Source organism: Geminicoccus flavidas (assembly GCF_009806515.1).
Classification (GTDB): Bacteria; Pseudomonadota; Alphaproteobacteria; order Geminicoccales; family Geminicoccaceae; genus Geminicoccus; species Geminicoccus flavidus.
Genome location: NZ_WUJP01000928.1, coordinates 1 through 633 on the forward strand (window position 1 = coordinate 1; position 633 = coordinate 633).

Annotated in this window: 1 protein-coding gene; it reads left to right on the plus strand. The window is 71.4% G+C overall.

Annotated features, from left to right (window positions below; genetic code table 11):
* Positions 1–624 (plus strand): winged helix-turn-helix domain-containing protein (locus EQG76_RS26740; RefSeq protein WP_200841154.1); only part of this gene is annotated, 624 nt, incomplete at its 5' end.
* Between the last annotated feature and the right edge of the window lie 9 nt (positions 625–633).

The window sequence follows — 633 nt, forward strand, 5'->3', positions numbered from 1 at the left end:
CAGGCCATGGATGCGGTACTGGCGGCCGAGCCGGTCGACCTCTTGGTCCTGGACGTGATGATGCCGGGCGAGGACGGGCTGGCGGCCTGCCGGCGCCTGCGCGCCGAGCGGCCGCAACTGCCGATCATCCTGCTCACGGCACTGGCCGATCCCACCGACCGGATCGTGGGCCTGGAACTGGGTGCCGACGATTATCTAGCCAAGCCGTTCGAGCCGCGCGAATTGCTGGCGCGCATTCGTGCGGTGCTGCGCCGGGCCCGCCAGGACGGTCAGGCGGCTCCGGGCGAGGAGGGGGCCAGCCAGGAGCCGACCCTGCGCTTTTCCGGCTGGCTGATCTATCCGGCACGCCGCGAGCTGCGTGATCCGACGGGCGTGCTGGTGCCGCTCACCGGCGGCGAGTTCGACCTGCTCCTGGTGCTGGCGGGGGCTGCCGGGCGGGTGCTCACCCGCGATCAGTTGCTCGACCGGACCAAGGGCCGCCAAGCCCACCCATTCGACCGCTCGATCGACGTGCTGCTCTCGCGCCTGCGCAAGAAGCTGGGCGACGATCCCAAGGAGCCGCAGCTCATCAAGACCGTGCGCGGCGGCGGCTACGTGCTGTCCGTGCCGGTGACGCAGGGCTGAGCGGGCGGT